Source organism: Vibrio sp. (assembly GCF_048266485.1).
Taxonomy (GTDB): domain Bacteria; phylum Pseudomonadota; class Gammaproteobacteria; order Enterobacterales; family Vibrionaceae; genus Vibrio.
Genome location: NZ_JBLWZK010000021.1, coordinates 1 through 17,091, shown reverse-complemented (window position 1 = coordinate 17,091; position 17,091 = coordinate 1). Strand labels below are relative to the sequence as shown.

12 protein-coding genes, 6 tRNA genes, 1 rRNA gene and 1 pseudogene are annotated in these 17,091 nt (G+C 40.9%); 11 read left to right on the top strand and 9 right to left on the bottom strand.

Features of this window, described 5'->3' with window-relative positions:
• Positions 1 to 261: 261 nt before the first annotated feature.
• Entirely contained in the window at positions 262 to 1,602 is a 1,341-nt protein-coding gene (pssA, locus tag ACN0T8_RS15395) for a CDP-diacylglycerol--serine O-phosphatidyltransferase (RefSeq protein ID WP_417881484.1), read from the bottom strand.
• Positions 1,603 to 1,688: 86 nt separating this feature from the next.
• Positions 1,689 to 2,126, bottom strand: coding sequence for a GNAT family N-acetyltransferase (locus ACN0T8_RS15390; protein ID WP_417881483.1), 438 nt, complete (start codon positions 2,124 to 2,126; stop codon positions 1,689 to 1,691).
• A gap of 66 nt (positions 2,127 to 2,192) precedes the next feature.
• Here ACN0T8_RS15390 and murB point away from each other — a divergent pair, with 66 nt between their 5' ends.
• Both murB and birA read left to right on the top strand, forming a co-directional pair.
• Positions 2,193 to 3,242 (top strand): UDP-N-acetylmuramate dehydrogenase, encoded by a 1,050-nt coding sequence (gene murB / locus ACN0T8_RS15385; RefSeq protein ID WP_417881482.1) that lies wholly within the window; start codon positions 2,193 to 2,195, stop codon positions 3,240 to 3,242.
• Positions 3,243 to 3,257: 15 nt separating this feature from the next.
• Positions 3,258 to 4,235 carry a bifunctional biotin--[acetyl-CoA-carboxylase] ligase/biotin operon repressor BirA gene (gene birA / locus ACN0T8_RS15380; protein ID WP_417881481.1) on the top strand — a complete coding sequence of 326 codons (978 nt, stop codon included), beginning with the start codon at positions 3,258 to 3,260 and terminating at the stop codon, positions 4,233 to 4,235.
• A 19-nt stretch (positions 4,236 to 4,254) separates the two neighbouring features.
• Here the strand turns inward: birA and coaA are convergent, their stop codons facing one another.
• Entirely contained in the window at positions 4,255 to 5,178 is a 924-nt protein-coding gene (gene coaA / locus ACN0T8_RS15375) for a type I pantothenate kinase (RefSeq protein ID WP_417881480.1), read from the bottom strand.
• 207 nt (positions 5,179 to 5,385) lie between these two features.
• Between coaA and ACN0T8_RS15370 the strand changes: the two genes are divergently transcribed.
• From ACN0T8_RS15370 to rrf, 5 genes are all read left to right on the top strand, one after another.
• A tRNA-Thr gene (locus ACN0T8_RS15370) sits at positions 5,386 to 5,461 on the top strand.
• Between the two features lie 45 nt (positions 5,462 to 5,506).
• A tRNA-Tyr gene (locus tag ACN0T8_RS15365) sits at positions 5,507 to 5,591 on the top strand.
• Between the two features lie 72 nt (positions 5,592 to 5,663).
• A tRNA-Gly gene (locus ACN0T8_RS15360) sits at positions 5,664 to 5,738 on the top strand.
• Between the two features lie 27 nt (positions 5,739 to 5,765).
• Positions 5,766 to 5,842, top strand: a tRNA-Thr gene (locus ACN0T8_RS15355).
• A 47-nt stretch (positions 5,843 to 5,889) separates the two neighbouring features.
• Positions 5,890 to 6,005 (top strand): 5S ribosomal RNA (gene rrf / locus ACN0T8_RS15350).
• Between the two features lie 41 nt (positions 6,006 to 6,046).
• Here the strand turns inward: rrf and ilvY are convergent.
• The gene (gene ilvY, locus ACN0T8_RS15345; protein ID WP_417881479.1) at positions 6,047 to 6,937 is read right to left on the bottom strand and encodes an HTH-type transcriptional activator IlvY; all 891 of its coding nucleotides are present in this window, start codon (positions 6,935 to 6,937) and stop codon (positions 6,047 to 6,049) included.
• A gap of 166 nt (positions 6,938 to 7,103) precedes the next feature.
• On the opposite strand from ilvY, the gene ilvC reads away from it, so the two are divergent.
• Positions 7,104 to 8,588, top strand: coding sequence for a ketol-acid reductoisomerase (gene ilvC / locus ACN0T8_RS15340; protein WP_417881478.1), 1,485 nt, complete (start codon positions 7,104 to 7,106; stop codon positions 8,586 to 8,588).
• Between the two features lie 168 nt (positions 8,589 to 8,756).
• Here ilvC and ubiK read toward each other — a convergent pair whose 3' ends face one another.
• From ubiK to ACN0T8_RS15320, 4 genes and pseudogenes are all read right to left on the bottom strand, one after another.
• Entirely contained in the window at positions 8,757 to 9,011 is a 255-nt protein-coding gene (gene ubiK, locus ACN0T8_RS15335) for a ubiquinone biosynthesis accessory factor UbiK (protein WP_417881477.1), read from the bottom strand.
• 168 nt (positions 9,012 to 9,179) lie between these two features.
• Positions 9,180 to 12,227 (bottom strand): annotated as a pseudogene (locus ACN0T8_RS15330) (multidrug efflux RND transporter permease subunit); the annotation flags it as partial.
• A gap of 11 nt (positions 12,228 to 12,238) precedes the next feature.
• Complete coding sequence (locus ACN0T8_RS15325) at positions 12,239 to 13,345, bottom strand: efflux RND transporter periplasmic adaptor subunit (RefSeq protein ID WP_417881476.1); 1,107 nt, start codon at positions 13,343 to 13,345, stop codon at positions 12,239 to 12,241.
• A gap of 18 nt (positions 13,346 to 13,363) precedes the next feature.
• Entirely contained in the window at positions 13,364 to 13,858 is a 495-nt protein-coding gene (locus ACN0T8_RS15320) for a TetR/AcrR family transcriptional regulator (protein ID WP_417881475.1), read from the bottom strand.
• Positions 13,859 to 14,095: 237 nt separating this feature from the next.
• On the opposite strand from ACN0T8_RS15320, the gene rep reads away from it, so the two are divergent.
• Positions 14,096 to 16,111 (top strand): DNA helicase Rep, encoded by a 2,016-nt coding sequence (gene rep, locus ACN0T8_RS15315; protein WP_417881474.1) that lies wholly within the window; start codon positions 14,096 to 14,098, stop codon positions 16,109 to 16,111.
• 84 nt (positions 16,112 to 16,195) lie between these two features.
• Here rep and ACN0T8_RS15310 read toward each other — a convergent pair whose 3' ends face one another.
• The gene (locus ACN0T8_RS15310; RefSeq protein WP_417881473.1) at positions 16,196 to 16,609 is read right to left on the bottom strand and encodes a c-type cytochrome; all 414 of its coding nucleotides are present in this window, start codon (positions 16,607 to 16,609) and stop codon (positions 16,196 to 16,198) included.
• Positions 16,610 to 16,897: 288 nt separating this feature from the next.
• Between ACN0T8_RS15310 and ACN0T8_RS15305 the strand changes: the two genes are divergently transcribed.
• Positions 16,898 to 16,974 (top strand) — tRNA-Arg (locus ACN0T8_RS15305).
• A 32-nt stretch (positions 16,975 to 17,006) separates the two neighbouring features.
• Positions 17,007 to 17,082, top strand: a tRNA-His gene (locus tag ACN0T8_RS15300).
• Positions 17,083 to 17,091 lie beyond the last annotated feature (9 nt).

Below are 17,091 nucleotides of genomic sequence, written 5' to 3'. Positions count from 1 at the left end.
TTCGAAAGAATCAGGTTTTTTTTCGTCTGTTGAAAATAAAATCTATAAGAGCCAATATTGAGAAGTGGTTATTCAGTCGGTTTTTGGAGATTAGAGTCGAACAGGTTGTCACTTTAAGTGTACTAAGTAAGGCCTTAGGGAGCGCTACTCCGCAATTAACATCCTCTAGTTCTCAATAAAGAATATAAAGCAACAGAGCTGAGGAGCTTTGATCTTTTGGCATAAAAAAGCCCAAGCTATGTGTTTGGGCTATGAAAATGTTTATAGAATTTGCTTGAGGATTCGGTCTGCTTTGACTCTTTTTATTTTACGTATGAGCTTTTGCACATCTTCAGGGTAATCTTCAATAGTGTCTAATTGCTTATAGCTGCCAATTAAATTGGTATGTTTGAGAATAGATGAGAGTTCATTTTCAAACTTCTCGGTAAGTAATTGCTCGGTATCTTTAATTAATAATCCATTCTCTAAATCTAATTTCCAGGCTCTAGGATTAAAGTTATTGCCTGTGATTAACATATATTCCTTATCAATCCACATTCCCTTTAGATGGAAGCTATTATTGTCATGCTTCCAAAGGTGAATCGATAGTTGACGACTCGCGATATAGCCTTCATTGATACGTGCAAAATGACGTAAGTTGAGCTCGTATAAGTAAGGTAGGCCAGCGATGGTCTTAAAATCCTCTTCTGGCGGAATATAAAAATCGTTGGCAGTTTTATCTCCAACAATAATGCTCACCTTAACGCCTCGTTTTATCGCTCTTTTTACTTCTTTAGCGATACTTTTAGGAAAGTTAAAATAAGGTGTTAGGATCGTGATTTCCTTTTCAGCGCAAGCGATAAGATTATTAATATGTAGATTTAACTTATTGCGACGCTTACCAACACCAACTAATGGCGTGATACCCACTTCGCCTTGTTTAATCATCTCTGGAGTAAACTCGTATCGAGATTGAGTGAGCAGAGCGCGAAATTGTTTGATTGCAGGTTTTAGCGTTTTAGTTGCAGGCCGCTCTACTTGTGATAAGCAATTGACGGCTGGATTATGGCTAATATTTTTCTGAATATATTGCACCATACAATCGGCTAGCGCTGGATTAGCCATTACATGGTAGCGGTCAAAACGGTATTTTTCACGATGGTGCAGATAGATATTATTTAGGCTTGCGCCACTATATATAACGGTATCATCAATGATAAAGCCTTTGAGGTGTAATACACCAAAGACTTCTTTTCCACGAACAGGAACGCCTAGAATAGAAATTGGATGCTGGTACTTTTGCGCAAACTCTTTATATAAAGCCGCATTACCTTCACTTTGGTCTGCGCCAATTAAACCGCGTTGTGCTCGGTGCCAGTCAACACATATCGTAACATCAAGATCAGGGTTGTGTTGCTTTGCCTCATAGAGTTCGGTCAGAATTTGACGGCCAGCATCGTCATCTTCGAGATATAAGGCGACAAGGTAAATTCGTTGTGTTGCTCTTTTGATTTCAGACAATAGCCGATCACGGAATTGTTGTGCAGAAAAGAGCACTTCAAAAGCATTTGGATCTTGAGCTATGGTTGGTAGCTGTTCGAGTAATTCCTTACTAGCTATCATATTTTTATGAACCTTACATGCTGCTAATGTCTTGGCTTATTATTTTACCAAATTAATCACGATTATTCCTACATATGAACAAGAAGTTATGTCAGAACTGTAGGTAGATATCGCATTGGTAGAAGTTTTTTACCGGCACTTGTGTAACGTATAAATAATTGTTGTAGTGAATTAGGAAGTTGATCGACTTCCACTACAGAGAACCCTGCCGATTGATATAGAGATTTAAGGTGTTGGTATGCGAAGCAAAAACTATTCTCGGATAAATAATGAGCCTGACAAAATGCTAATAATTGGCTAGCAATACCTTGCTGTCGGTAGCCTGGAATAACTAACATACCAGTAAGAAGCGTAAAGTGTTCTATGGGACGAAACCGGACAATACAAATAATTTTTTGTTGATGGTAACCAACGATTATTTGTTCATTTTTTTTGGGTTTGGCCGAAGGGTAGAAAGCTTTATAGATAGGCTTAATGAGCGGTATTTTAATACTTTCAAGCGGTTGAAAATTAACTTCAATCATACAGGCACTGTGTTTATTAAGTGTATAAGGTAGAATAGTACGACACGCGCTTAGGTAATCAAACGTATGAATGCAAATAATAATGTAAACCTCAAACCTTTCCATACTTTTGGCATTGATGTGCCTTGTGATGTTCTTGTGGAAGCGACAACGGTAGATGACTTAATTTCCGCTTACCGCAGTCCTGAGTGGCAAGACTTACCTAAGTTGATCTTGGGTAAAGGCAGTAATGTGCTATTCACTGAACCTTTCCATGGTGTGGTGGTTATTAATAAACTACTAGGAAAAACCGTTACTACCCGTGATGACTCTATTTCTTTAACTATCGCGGGCGGTGAAGATTGGCCGAGTTTAGTGGAATGGACATTAGAACAAGGCATCCCTGGCTTAGAAAATTTAGCCTTAATTCCAGGTTGTGCCGGTAGTGCTCCTATACAGAACATTGGTGCTTATGGCGTTGAATTTAAAGATATATGTGATTATGTTGAGTACTTAGATCTCGAGTCACTCGATATTATTCGCTTAAGTGCTCAAGAGTGTTTGTTTGGTTATCGAGATTCGATATTTAAACATGACTTGTTAGGTAAAGTTATTATCACCTCTATTGGGTTAAAACTTCCGTCTAAGTGGCAACCCAATTTTACCTACGGCCCATTAAAGTCGGAAAAAGATTTGCTTACCACGCCTCACGCTGTTTTTGAGCATGTGTGTGATATTCGACGCTCTAAACTGCCTGATCCTAATGTGACGGGCAATGCCGGCAGCTTTTTCAAAAACCCAGTGATTAGCCATGAGAACTACTTAGAATTACAAGCGCTTTACCCTGATCTAAACGGATTTGAAGTTGAAGGTGGGGTTAAAATTGCGGCAGGTTGGCTGATTGATCGTTGCGGCTTGAAAGGTCATCAGATAGGTGGTGCGCAAGTACATCCTCAACAAGCTCTGGTTATTGTGAATGTCGATAATGCGACCTCTAATGATGTTCTTGAACTTGCCTGGTATGTTAAACATGCTGTGCTGGATAAATATGGCGTGGAATTGGAGCATGAAGTGAGATTTTTTAATGCCACCCAAGAAACGCGTTTAGACATTATTTTTGCAGATCGCTTTCAATAATTAGATTGGTACCTCATGACAGATAGCAAACCTAAATTACATGACGTTAAGCTACGTATCATCAAACAATTGTCGGACGGTGAGTTTCATTCAGGCGAAGATTTAGGTGAGCTGTTTGGTATCTCACGGGCGGCAATTAGTAAACATATCAAAGGGATCCAAGAATGGGGGATTGATATCTATCGAATTCAAGGAAAAGGCTATCAACTTTCTTCTCCTATCGACTTATTAGATTATGGCATCATCCAGTCTGCCTCATCGGCTCCCGTTGAGCTATTTCCAGTTATTGACTCAACCAATCAGTATCTTCTCGACAGCATCGATTCTTTACCGAGTGGTGCGGTGTGCGTGGCGGAGTATCAAGCAAAAGGTCGAGGAAGAAGAGGGCGTCAATGGGCATCTCCTTTTGGCTCTAATCTATACTTTTCAATGTATTGGCAGTTGGAGTCGGGAGTCGCCGCTGCAATGGGGTTAAGCCTTGCTATCGGTGTTGCGATTGTTGATGCATTAGAAGCTTTAGGCGCGACAGGCCTGAAATTAAAATGGCCTAATGATCTCTATTTCGAAGATAAAAAACTAGCCGGTATTTTGGTCGAAATGTCTGCGCAAACAGGTGGTGTTGCTCATCTGGTAATAGGGATGGGCCTGAACATTAATATGAAGGTAGACACCGATGCTATCGATCAGCCGTGGGCCAATTTAAATCAAGTGTTTAATGATAATATGCCATCAAGAAATCAACTGGTAATAGAGTTGATCAGAGCTTGGCAACAGGTGCTTGAACAATATGAGGAACAAGGTATGGCTTCGTTTGTGAAGCGCTGGAATGAATTGGATAATTTTAAAGATAAGCCAATTAAGCTATTAATGGGTAACAAAGAAGTTTACGGTATCGGTAAAGGCATCAACCAGCAAGGCGGCATTTTATTGGAAACCGAACAAGGGATAGAAACTTATGTTGGTGGCGAAATTTCATTAAGAAAAGCAGACTAATCGCCGCAACCAAGCGGTGCTATTTTCTTAGGTGAACCTCTTCTACCATATGATCAGCACCTTTGCGTAATATCAGTTGTGCTCGATCTTTGGTGGGTAGAATATTTTGCTGTAAGTTGATGCCATTGATCGAGTTCCAAATACTCTTGGCCTTATCAATCGATTCTTGTTCAGTGAGTTTGGTGTAATGGCTAAAGTACGAACCGGGCTTAGTGAATGCCCCTTTACGTAACTTCATAAACCGAGAAACATACCATTCTTCTATCTGCTGAGTATCCGCATCAACATAAATAGAAAAATCCAAAAAGTCAGAAATAAATACTTTGAAAGGGCTTTCTGGGTAATCACTGCCACTTTGTAGAACATTTAGCCCCTCAATGATCAATACGTCCGGTTGATCGACTATTTTAACTTCATCGGTAATATCGTAAGTAATATGTGAATAAATAGGCACTTGAATGTTTCGTTTGCAAGCTTTGACATCACTTAAAAACTCAACCAATGACTTAGTGTCGTAAGATTCAGGGAAACCCTTTTTGGTCATCAAATTATTATTCAGCAAGGTTTCATTGGGATGCAAAAAACCGTCCGTTGTAATCAGCTCGACTTTAGGATGGTTCTCCCAACGAGATAACAATGCGGTTAATAATCTTGCAGTGGTACTTTTTCCAACCGCGACACTTCCTGCAATACCTATAATAAAGGGAGGAGATTTCTCTTGTTTATTAAAAAATTGATGCAGAACTTGATTGCGGCTTTGACGCGCTTCGACATATAAATTAAGTAGGCGAGATAATGGCAAATAAATTTTTGTCACTTCTTCCATTGACAAGCTTTCATTGATTCCTTGCAATTCTTCCAAGTCTTTAGAAGTAAGTGTCATCGGTACAGAATTACGTAATTCTGACCATTGACTTCTATTGTATGAAAGGTATGGGTTCATAGAAAGACTCGAAAATAACCAAAAAGGATGAGCGAAGATACACCAAGCGTCGTTGATTTCAAATAAGCGTTAGGTGACTTTAGTGGTAAATTAGCAAGTTTTTACCTTATTTATACTTAATTTCGTATTCCATTAATGAAAATAATGGTTTTTTTCATTTTACCCTTGCAAGCTTTTGGAACATTCAATAGAATTCGCCCCACTTGCGCCGACTTAGCTCAGTAGGTAGAGCAACTGACTTGTAATCAGTAGGTCACCAGTTCGATTCCGGTAGTCGGCACCATCTCTTTTTATTTAGATGAAAGAAGTGGTAAGCAATAAAAAATTTGGAGGGGTTCCCGAGTGGCCAAAGGGAGCAGACTGTAAATCTGCCGGCTCCGCCTTCGATGGTTCGAATCCGTCCCCCTCCACCATATTGACATTTGTTTGATAATCAAAATGAATGTAAATAAAATTGTGAAAATAGCACTCAGAGTTACACGTGTGCGTGCGTCGTATAATGGCTATTACCTCAGCCTTCCAAGCTGATGATGCGGGTTCGATTCCCGCCGCACGCTCCAATTCTGTATTTGATAAAACAATGTAGTGCTGATATAGCTCAGCCCGGTAGAGCGCACCCTTGGTAAGGGTGAGGTCCCCAGTTCGAGTCTGGGTATCAGCACCACTATTTAGCATTGCAACGGCCTTATCAAATTAGCCGTAACAGTTTTGCTTAGCGACAATAGCACTTTGGACCCACCTGATTCTATGCCGAACTCAGAAGTGAAACGAAGTAGCGCCGATGGTAGTGTGGGGTTTCCCCATGTGAGAGTAGGACATTGCTAGGCTTATATTTTAAGGCCTCCCTGAATTGGGAGGCCTTTTTCGTTTATGCCTTTATAAATTTATTTTGTGATACTTGCCATAATGCCTTTATCAGTGGGTTTTGTAGCTGAGATCGTTGACAACAAATTCCTAATTTAAAAGGTTTAATCGGTGCGACCTTTAAACGTTGAATTTTATCTTTCACTGGGCTGTTATTGATGACCACATCAGGAGCTATACCTACCCCTAAACCAAGTGCAACCATACTAACAACACCTTCATGACCGGATGTTTGAGCATAAATATTAGGCTTAAACTTCATATCTCTAAACCAAGTATTACTTCTATCTCGAGCAGTTCCGGCTTCTGGAATGATAAACGGAATTTGAGTCCAATCAGGTTGTTCTTTTTGTAGTTCAGCAGTGAAGCTGCTGTGAGCATTTGGAGCAATGACAGATAAAGGGATTTCACCGATTGTTTCAAACTCTAAACGTGCAGGTAGCTGTGTCGGCAAAGCGCTAATTACAATGTCGGCCTCATCGCGTAATAACTTATCAATCGCTTGTGCGGGATCTCCGGTTGAAAGTTTCAATTCGATTTTAGGGTAGGCCAGTCTGAAGTCGGTTAAAATCTCGGGTAAATGGCTAAAGCTTGCAGTTACTGAGCAAAATAATCGAATTTCTCCGGCTAACTGCTGTTCATTTCCTTGTTGGCTGCTGCAAAATTGGGTCCACTCTTGAGTGATATGAGTGGCCACTGGAAGGAGCTTTTTTCCTGCTTCCGTTAGCTCAACACTTCGGTTATCTCTAACCAGTAGCGATTGTCCTACTTCTTCTTCTAACTTTTGAATCTGTCTACTTAAAGCGGATGGACTTATATGCATCGCAGATGCCGTCTTACTGAAGTTTTGACTACTGCATAGATGGACAAATAAGTGAAGACTACGAATATTCATTGTGATCCTATTAACGTTATTGCACTTTTCGCAATGATTACTTGTGAATATATCACTTTGGGCAATTGAATTCGTGTTTTAATATCAATTCATCGAGTAAGGACATCTTTAGAGTAATGCTTACTCAACGCTATTATGGATTAATTAAAGACAGGATTTTTAGATTATGGCTAACTATTTCAATACCTTGAATCTACGTGAACAATTAGACCAATTAGGTCGTTGTCGTTTTATGGATCGCGAAGAATTTTCACAAGAAGCTGATTACCTAAAAGGTAAAAAAGTCGTAATCGTGGGTTGTGGTGCTCAAGGTCTTAACCAAGGCTTAAATATGCGTGATTCAGGCTTAAATGTTGCGTATGCACTTCGCCAAGCAGCAATCGATGAGCAACGTCAATCGTTTAAAAATGCTAAAGATAATGGTTTTGAAGTTGCAAGCTATGAAGAATTGATTCCTGAGGCAGATCTAGTAGTAAACCTGACCCCAGATAAGCAGCATACAAACGTGGTTGAAACAGTGATGCCATTAATGAAACAAGGTGCAGCGCTTGGTTACTCTCATGGTTTCAATATCGTTGAAGAAGGCATGCAGATTCGTAAAGATCTTACGGTAGTGATGGTTGCGCCTAAATGCCCTGGTACAGAAGTTCGTGAAGAATATAAACGTGGTTTTGGTGTTCCAACTCTGATTGCTGTGCATCCTGAAAATGACCCACAAGGTGAAGGTTTAGAAATTGCTAAAGCGTGGGCTGCGGCAACAGGTGGTCACCGTGCAGGTGTACTAGAATCTTCATTTGTAGCAGAAGTAAAATCTGATTTAATGGGTGAGCAAACTATTCTTTGTGGCATGCTTCAGGCTGGCTCAATTGTTTGTTATGAGAAGATGATTGCTGATGGTATTGATCCTGGCTATGCCGGTAAGTTATTGCAATTTGGATGGGAAACGATCACTGAAGCATTAAAATTTGGTGGCGTGACTCACATGATGGATCGTCTATCAAACCCTGCTAAAGTAAAAGCATTTGAGCTATCAGAAGAGCTTAAAGATCTTATGCGTCCACTGTATAACAAGCACATGGATGATATTATCTGCGGTGAATTCTCACGTACTATGATGGAAGACTGGGCGAACGATGACAAGAACCTACTAGGTTGGCGTGAAGAAACGGGTCAAACTGCGTTTGAGAATTACCCTGAATCAAATGTCGAAATCTCAGAGCAAGAATACTTTGATAATGGCATTCTAATGATTGCAATGGTTCGTGCAGGTGTTGAACTAGCATTTGAAGCGATGACAGCATCAGGTATCATTGATGAATCCGCTTACTACGAGTCATTACACGAATTGCCACTGATTGCTAATACGGTTGCCCGTAAGCGTCTATATGAAATGAATGTGGTTATCTCAGATACGGCTGAATACGGTAACTATTTATTCGCGAATGTTGCTACGCCACTATTGCGTGAAAAATTTATGCCGAAAGTAAGTACCGATGTAATCGGTAAAGGCTTAAAAGAAGAAAGCAATCAAGTTGATAACGGTCGGTTAATTGAGATTAACGATGCGCTACGTAACCATCCAGTTGAGTGGATTGGTCAAGAGTTACGTGGGTATATGAAGGATATGAAACGTATTGCCGTTGGAGGCTAAATTACTTGTTATATCTCAGCCTTTCGGTGTCGTTGGTGCTCATTGACTATCGTCAATTCCGCGCCAATTCCTAGAAAGTCAGAGATATTCCAGCGTAATTCTGTACTAGATAAAACAAAAAGGCTTGCCTATTAAATGGCAAGCCTTTTGTGTTGTGGGACGGTTAACTTATTCTTTTTCGCTTAACTTACTTTCTAAGTCAGCGAGTTTTGCTTCAATGTCATTCAGTTTTTGACGAGTACGCAGTAGAACTTGGGTTTGTACATCAAATTCTTCACGTGAAACCACATCTAACTTATTGAGTTGTCCTTGGATCACTTGGCGAACTTTTTGATCAACGTCGGAACCAAGGTCTTTTACTGGCTGAGGCATTGATTCGTGAATTTGTTTGGCAATTTGCTCAATTTTCTTAGCATCAAACATCTGGTTAGCTCCTAAATAGTATTGCGTTATTTTATGCAAATCTGTTCAAAATGTCTCGGCTTGTTATCGTGAAATAAAACAAAGGCTACCAATTTGGCTGGTAGCCTTTGTATTTAACTTATCCAATATGAAGAGTTAGTGTTTAGGCTCTTCGATGGCTGGAATACTTTCATCGAACTCTGGTAGTGGTTTATGTTCACTTGCTAAGTAGCTGTAAATGACTGGCAATACAAACAAGGTAAACAAAGTACCAATGGCAAGGCCCGCCACGATAACAATACCAATACTAAAGCGCTGAGCCGCACCTGCACCGCTGGCATAAAGTAGAGGTATTAGACCTGCAATCATCGCTGCTGTCGTCATTAAGATTGGACGTAGACGAATTTTTGCAGACTCCATTACCGCTTCTATTTTTGATTTACCGTGATGTAACTGTTCTTCTTTAGCTACCTCACAAATCAAAATACCGTGTTTGGTGATAAGGCCAACTAGTGTGATCAACCCTACCTGAGAGTAGATATTCATGGTTGCTGCACCCCAAGCAAGGGCAATCAATGCACCACAAATCGCTAGTGGTACCGATACCATGATGACTAATGGATCTCGGATAGACTCAAATTGAATTGCAAGTACTAAGAAGATAATCGCTAGCGCTAGACCAAATGTGGTATACAGTGCACTACCTTCGGTCACGTATTGCCTTGCTTCACCTAAATACTCATGGTTATAGCCTAGAGGTAGCTTAGTTTCAGCAATGTTTTCAAACCAATCAACCGCTTGACCCATAGAAGCCGTTGGTGATGGAACTGCACTTATATTAGCTGAGTTCAACTGGTTTAAGTGAGGCAGAGACAGTGGTTGAGCGATAACATCAATATGAACTAAACCGCTAAGTGGTACAGAGTGTCCATTAGATGCGCGCACATAATAACCATTCATCGACTCAGGATTAAGGCGGAATTTTCGCTCTACTTGAGGAATAACCTCATAAGATCGGCCATTGAGATCGATACGGTTAACATAACCGTCAGACATCATAGTACCAATGGTCACTGCGATATCTTGCATAGTCACGCCGTAAGCACCGGCTTTATCCTTATCAATATTGATTTTCATGGTTGCTGAATCAAAATTGAGATCCAATGTTGAATAAACAAACAATGGGCTTTTCCCTACTTCGACCAAAATGTCACTGGCAATTTGGAATAAGCTTTCAAAGCTGTTCGGTGTAGTGATCACAAACTGCATTGGCAAGCCTGAACCTGCACCTGGTAACTCTGGCATCTGGAAAGCCGACACAGCCATGCCTGGGATATCTTTCATCAGCTTACCCACACGTTCAGTGACTTCCGATTGGCTGGCTTCACGCTGGCTCCACGGTTTCATCGACGCAATACCAAAAGCTTGATTAGATGCCGGAACACCAGTGAATGCTTGAGCATATTGAATTTCTGGTTGATCAACCAGTACATCGTTCACTTCATTCATGGTGTTTTGTAGGTAGTCTAAGTTAGCATTGGATGGACCTGTACCCATCAATACCACCACCCCTTTATCTTCCGATGGTGCTAATTCACTAGGAATAAACTTAAACAATAGTGGTAAGCTCGCCATAACAATGACCGCAAATGCGATCAGTACTGGACGATGTTGCATTACTGCACGCAACATACGTTCATAGCGATTAGTCATACGATCCAATACTCTGTGTACTAAGATTTCAAATCGACTAGGTTCTGAGTGGGCTTTCAACATCTTAGAACACATTACTGGTGAGAGTGTTAAGGCGATAATCCCCGACACAAATACCGCACCTGCAAGCGTTAAAGCAAATTCCTTAAATAATGAGCCTGTAATACCACCCATTAAAGCAATCGGAGCATATACCGCACCTAGTGTTAATGTCATCGCGATAACCGGAACCGCTATCTCACGGGTACCAATAATCGCTGCCCTAAATGGAGGTTCGCCGAGTTTTATATGCCGATCCACGTTTTCTAATACTACGATAGCATCATCAACAACCAGTCCTATCGCAAGTACCATTGCCAGCAGGGTCATCAAGTTCCATGAGAATCCCATCGTCTGCATAACGACTGCCACACCAACCAAAGATAATGGAATGGTGATGATTGGAATGATAACCGCGCGAAGTGAGCCTAAGAATAGAGTGATCACTACCAATACGATTAATGCGGCTTCCAATATAGTATGAATAACTTCATTGATTGATTCATTGATAGCAACCGTTGAATCATAAAGGATTCGCATTTCAATATTGCTAGGCAGGTTTTTTTCCAAGTCAGGCAATAGTTCTAAAACATCATGTGCAATATTGATTGGGTTGGCAGTTGGTGAAGCGTCAATCGCCGCCACTACTGCTTCATTACCATTTGAAGTCGCACGATAAGTATCATGGCTTTTGGCTAATGAAACCTTGGCAATATCACTTAGTCTAATTACTTCTCCTTTATCAGACTTAACCACTAAACGTTCAAGTTCAGCCGTATCTTTTACTTGAGTATTGGCACTACCATTATAAATAACAAACTCACCAGTAGATTGGCCCGTTGCTGATTGGTAGTTGTTAGCATTTAAAATGCTCATGACTTCAGTCGCGGTTAAATCAAACGCTGCCATTTTGGCTGGGTCTAACCAAATGCGTAGAGCATATTGTTGACCACCGTATAAGTTAACTTTAGATACACCATTAACGGTAAACAACTGTGGGTTAATTACCCGTTCTAGGTAATCAGTAATTTGGCTAGAGACCAACTCGTCAGAAGTAAAGCCAATATAAAGTACCGAGGTTGTTGAACCTGTCGACATAGTTACAGTTGGATCTTCCGCTTCTTTCGGTAGCTGTGAACGAACCGAGTTAGTTTGTGCCAAGATATCGGCTAATGCGCCATTAGGATCGGTATTAAGTTTCATCGTTACCGTAATGGTCGATAAACCTAACACTGAGCTGGAGGTCATGTAGTCGATATTATCGGCTTGAGCGATCGCTTGCTCCAAAGGCTGAGTAATAAAGCCTTGGATTAAGTTAGCATCTGCACCGTAGTAACTGGTTGTTACCGTTACAACGGTGTTGGTCATTTCGGGGTATTCGCGAACAGACATTTTGAAGATGGCTTGAAAACCAAGCAATGCAATCAAAAGACTGATCGATACCGCCAAAACTGGACGTTTTATAAAAACATCAGTAAAGCGCATAGTGCCTCCAGTTACAGCATTGGGGTTTGGGCTGGTGGAGTGGTTGCATCACTCTCCACAACTTTAACTTTTGAATTGTTACTCAAGCGAACTTGTCCCGAGGTGACAATAGTTTGACCAGGTTCTAGTCCATCTAAAATATGAGCAACACTGCCCGCACGTTCACCGACTTTTACTACTGTTTGGATAACACGTTGTACGCCGTCTTTTTCTTCAAGCACATAAATACTGTCACCATAAAGGGTATAGGTGATCGCCGTTTGAGGTGCGATAATTTGATCATGAATGGTTGGTAGTACAATGCTGGCTCTCGCAAACATACCACTGCGGAGCTTTCCATCACTGTTTGGTATTTGAGCCTGTACTTGAATCAAACCGCTTTGTGCATTTACTGCCGGGGCAATAGCACTAATTGAACCTTTAAAGATTTTATCAGCATAAGAATCAACATTAATATTCACTTGTTGGCCAACATAAATCTTACTAATGTCGGTTTGTGGCACAGTGAAACGCAGACGCATCACGCTCATATCTTCTAAACGCACAACTTCTGCACCAGTTTCTAAAAACTGGCCATTAAATACATTACGTAAGCCAACTGTGCCATCAAAAGGTGCGGTAACGGTACGACGGTCAATTGATGCTTTTAAGCTTTCTATATCGGCTGATAGCGATAAGTAATCTGCTTGAGCATTATCAAACGCTTCTTTAGATACTGAGCCTTTAGAATACAGATCTTTATAGCGTACGTATTTTGCTTGTGCAGCGGGTAGCTTTGATTGAGAGCTTTTTAGTTGTGCTTTTTCTACTTTTGAATCAACCTCAACTAATACATCATTCTTTTTAACATCAATACCAGAATCAAAATGAATCTTATCAATTTGACCGCTAGCTTGAGCGGTAAGGGTGACACCTTGATTTGGTTCGACAAAACCAATCGCATCTATGGTTGGGGTCCAATCTTCTGGGCTGACTTTGACTACTGTTACCGGGAATTCCGGCTCTGGCATGTTTGCCATGTATTCGGCAATTTTTTTCTGCTTAAACATATTAAAGCCAATCACACTACCGAACAGTAGTATTGCGATGATCAGCATAACGAAAGTCCACTTTTTCATTTCGTCAGAACTCCAAAATTAATGTTGAATAACCGCATCCCAACTCGCTTCAATAGCGGAATCAAGGGCGGTATCAGTGATAATATAACAACCAAGTACGTGTTTTCTGGCTATTGATAAACAAACATCTAAACTTAAACTAGCAAGTAAATGATTATCTAATGGTTTAAATACACCGAGAGCTTTCCCTTCATTAAACATAGTTTCAATTTTATAGAATAGCTTACGTTCTATTTCTGAACCACAACTTGGCCTCGTTGGCAAAGACTCATATTGGATTCGGTTGAGAATGATATCGACTTCATTTTGAGTCGTAGTAACATGAGCAACGTTTCTCCAGATTAACATGAATCTTTCTTTGAGAGGCATGTGTTCTTCAACACCTTGCTGTACCATATCAGCCACACGCTGAAGGACATGCATGCGTACCGCTTCAACCAAGTCATTTTTATCTTGGAAATAACGGTAGATGGTTCCAGCAGCAACACCGGCTTCTTGAGCCAGTTTGTTCATAGATAACCCTTGAAAGCCATTTTTAGCAATCATATGTTCAGCGCTATTCAATATGAGTTGTCGTTTATCTAACAGCGAATTGCCTTTAGAATTAACCATAGAAAAGACCAGATAATGAATGAACGTTCATTCATTATATTCAGGATTTATTGATTAGTCAGTAAAAATAAAATATTCGTATTAATTTGTTACACCTTAATTAGAGTAGCAGATGTAGAGAAAAATATTGAGCTCAGTATGAAGTTAAACCCCCGACAAGATGACGCTGTAAAATATGTGTCCGGCCCATGCTTGGTGCTCGCTGGTGCTGGATCGGGCAAAACTCGCGTGATCACTAATAAAATAGCCTACCTTGTACAGCAATGTGGCTATCAACCAAGGCATATTGCAGCGGTCACTTTTACCAATAAAGCCGCGCGAGAAATGAAAGAGCGAGTCGGCCAAACCTTAGGCAAGAAAGAAGCTAGAGGCTTGATGGTGTCAACCTTCCATACGCTCGGACTCAATATCATTCGTCGTGAATATAAATCATTAGGATTAAAAGCCGGCTTCTCATTATTTGATGATCAAGACCAGCTAGCCTTGTTGAAAGACTTAACCGAAGAGCAACTCGATGGCGATAAAGATTTATTGCGTCAGTTATTAAGCAGCATTTCCAATTGGAAGAATGACATGCTAACTGCCGCTCAGGTCAAAGCGCAAGCCGATTCAGAACAAGAGCAATTATTTGCCTTTTGTTTTGAAAAATACTTGAATCAAATGAAAGCTTATAATGCACTTGATTTTGATGACCTGATTGCCATGCCGGTATTGCTACTGAAAACTAATAGTGAGGTGCGTGAGCGCTGGCAATCTAAAATCCGCTACTTGCTGGTGGATGAGTATCAAGATACCAACACCAGTCAGTATGAATTAGTACGTTTAATTGTCGGTGAAAGAGCCCGCTTAACTGTGGTGGGGGATGATGATCAATCCATCTACTCTTGGCGTGGTGCTCGTCCACAAAACTTAGTGTTACTTAATAAAGATTTCCCGCAACTAAAAGTAATTAAGCTGGAGCAAAACTATCGTTCAACTAGTCGAATTTTACGTTGTGCCAATATTTTGATCGCTAATAATCCGCATGTATTTGAAAAAACGCTTTTCTCTGAAATTCCCGACGGTGAAAAACTAAAGTTGCTTACCGCCAAGAATGAAGAGCATGAAGCCGAACGAGTCACTGGTGAAATCATTGCTCATCGCTTCTTAAACCGCACTCAATATAAAGACTATGCGATTTTGTACCGTGGTAATCACCAATCTCGCTTGATTGAAAAATCGCTCATGCAAAACCGAGTACCATATAAAATATCCGGTGGTACTTCATTTTTTGCTCGCTCTGAAATTAAAGACATGATGGCTTACTTACGGGTTTTGGTTAATCCAGATGATGACAATGCCTTCTTAAGAATTGTGAATACACCTAAGCGTGAAATTGGCCCGGTGACACTCGAAAAACTGGGTAGCTATGCCAATATGCGTGGTAAAAGTTTATTTGAGGCCAGTTTTGAGTTGGGACTTGAGCAACATTTATCTGGCAGAGGCTTAGAATCATTGCGACGCTTTACCGCTTGGGTTGTTGAAATTGCGGATAATGCGGAGAGAGGCAATACAGTTGAGGCAGTACGTTCATTGGTGCGAGACATCAATTATGAAGATTGGTTATACGAGACTTCATCGAGCCCTAAAGCAGCAGAAATGCGAATGAAGAATGTCTCTGATCTTTATACGTGGATTACTGCAGATTTAGAGGGTGATAACTACGATCAAGAGGTAAAGACTCTAAAAGAAGTGGTTCAACGCCTAACTCTGCGTGACATGATGGAACGTGGGGAAGGTGATGATGATGCCGACCAGGTCCAATTGATGACATTGCATGCCTCTAAAGGTTTAGAGTTCCCTTATGTCTATTTGATGGGAGCGGAAGAGGGCATCTTGCCTCATCAAACCAGCATTGATGAAGAAAATGTCGATGAAGAGCGTCGCTTAATGTATGTCGGTATTACTCGTGCGCAGAAAGAGCTGACTTTTACGATGTGTCGTGAGCGTCGCCAATACGGTGAGCTAATTAAACCAACGCAAAGTCGTTTCTTAGATGAATTACCTTTTGATGATGTTGAGTGGGAATTACAGAAAAAACCACAAAGTGCGGAAGAACGTATGGAGAAAGGCCAAGCCCATATTGCGAATTTGCGAGCTATGTTTAAAAAGTAGTAAGTAACTAAGATTTTTATAGATGAAATAAATAACAAAGCCTCATATTAGGGAGTATGAGGCTTTGTTTATGTGCCACAGTATTTATAAGCCAGCAATCATGTGTTCGATAGCAGCTTTGATTTCATCATCAGAACAATCCATACAAGTCCCTTTCGGTGGCATTGCATTAAAGCCTTCGGTGGCATGTTTAATCAGTGTTTCTTCACCTTGAGCAATACGCGCTCCCCAATCTCCTGCATCACCTTTTTTTGGTGCACCACTGACGCCAGTACCGTGGCAAGCAATACAGAAAGTACCGTACACTGTTGCGCCATCACGAGGGCCGGATGCTTCAGCGGCAACTGGTTCACTACCAGCAAGGTAGACATCCCCAACAGGTTTAATGCGATCAGCAATCGCAGCTCGTTCGCTGTCACTGATTCCAGAAGCAAAGGCGAAAGAAGAAAAGGTAAGTGTCGCGGTAAGTATCATTAAGGTTTGGCGAATCATATCCATAAACTCACTATATTCTTAGGCCGATAAAAAGGACCTAGATAAAAACAAAGCTTCATTGCTCTTCGAAGGAGCAGTATATCGTTATAAAATTGTAAATAAGTCGTGATTGTATCCTTTTAATAACGTGGTATAAACTATAAGATTGCAGTGACATGGTGTGTGTCACATCCTAAATAGGTTTATTTATTGCTTAATTGTTGAAAAACGCACCAAACAGTAAAAAAAGTTCAAAAAACACTAGACGACCTAGTGTGATATACGTATTATTCCACTCCGCCGATAGGGCATGCGCCCGTAGCTCAGCTGGATAGAGCGTTGCCCTCCGGAGGCAAAGGTCGAAGGTTCGAATCCTTTCGGGCGTGCCATTCGGAAAGCAGGAATATCGGTAAAAACATTGGTGGCTATAGCTCAGTTGGTAGAGTCCCGGATTGTGATTCCGGTTGTCGCGGGTTCAAACCCCGTCAGCCACCCCATATTATGGT

What these genes read in the sequence shown, in the direction of transcription:
- pssA (WP_417881484.1), bottom strand. Translation starts at nt 1,602, where the DNA reads ATGATAGCTAGTAAGGAATTACTCGAACAGCTACCAACCATAGCTCAA.
- ACN0T8_RS15390 (WP_417881483.1), bottom strand. Translation starts at nt 2,126, where the DNA reads ATGATTGAAGTTAATTTTCAACCGCTTGAAAGTATTAAAATACCGCTC.
- murB (WP_417881482.1), top strand. Translation starts at nt 2,193, where the DNA reads ATGAATGCAAATAATAATGTAAACCTCAAACCTTTCCATACTTTTGGC.
- birA (WP_417881481.1), top strand. Translation starts at nt 3,258, where the DNA reads ATGACAGATAGCAAACCTAAATTACATGACGTTAAGCTACGTATCATC.
- coaA (WP_417881480.1), bottom strand. Translation starts at nt 5,178, where the DNA reads ATGAACCCATACCTTTCATACAATAGAAGTCAATGGTCAGAATTACGT.
- ilvY (WP_417881479.1), bottom strand. Translation starts at nt 6,937, where the DNA reads ATGAATATTCGTAGTCTTCACTTATTTGTCCATCTATGCAGTAGTCAA.
- ilvC (WP_417881478.1), top strand. Translation starts at nt 7,104, where the DNA reads ATGGCTAACTATTTCAATACCTTGAATCTACGTGAACAATTAGACCAA.
- ubiK (WP_417881477.1), bottom strand. Translation starts at nt 9,011, where the DNA reads ATGTTTGATGCTAAGAAAATTGAGCAAATTGCCAAACAAATTCACGAA.
- ACN0T8_RS15325 (WP_417881476.1), bottom strand. Translation starts at nt 13,345, where the DNA reads ATGAAAAAGTGGACTTTCGTTATGCTGATCATCGCAATACTACTGTTC.
- ACN0T8_RS15320 (WP_417881475.1), bottom strand. Translation starts at nt 13,858, where the DNA reads ATGAACAAACTGGCTCAAGAAGCCGGTGTTGCTGCTGGAACCATCTAC.
- rep (WP_417881474.1), top strand. Translation starts at nt 14,096, where the DNA reads ATGAAGTTAAACCCCCGACAAGATGACGCTGTAAAATATGTGTCCGGC.
- ACN0T8_RS15310 (WP_417881473.1), bottom strand. Translation starts at nt 16,609, where the DNA reads ATGGATATGATTCGCCAAACCTTAATGATACTTACCGCGACACTTACC.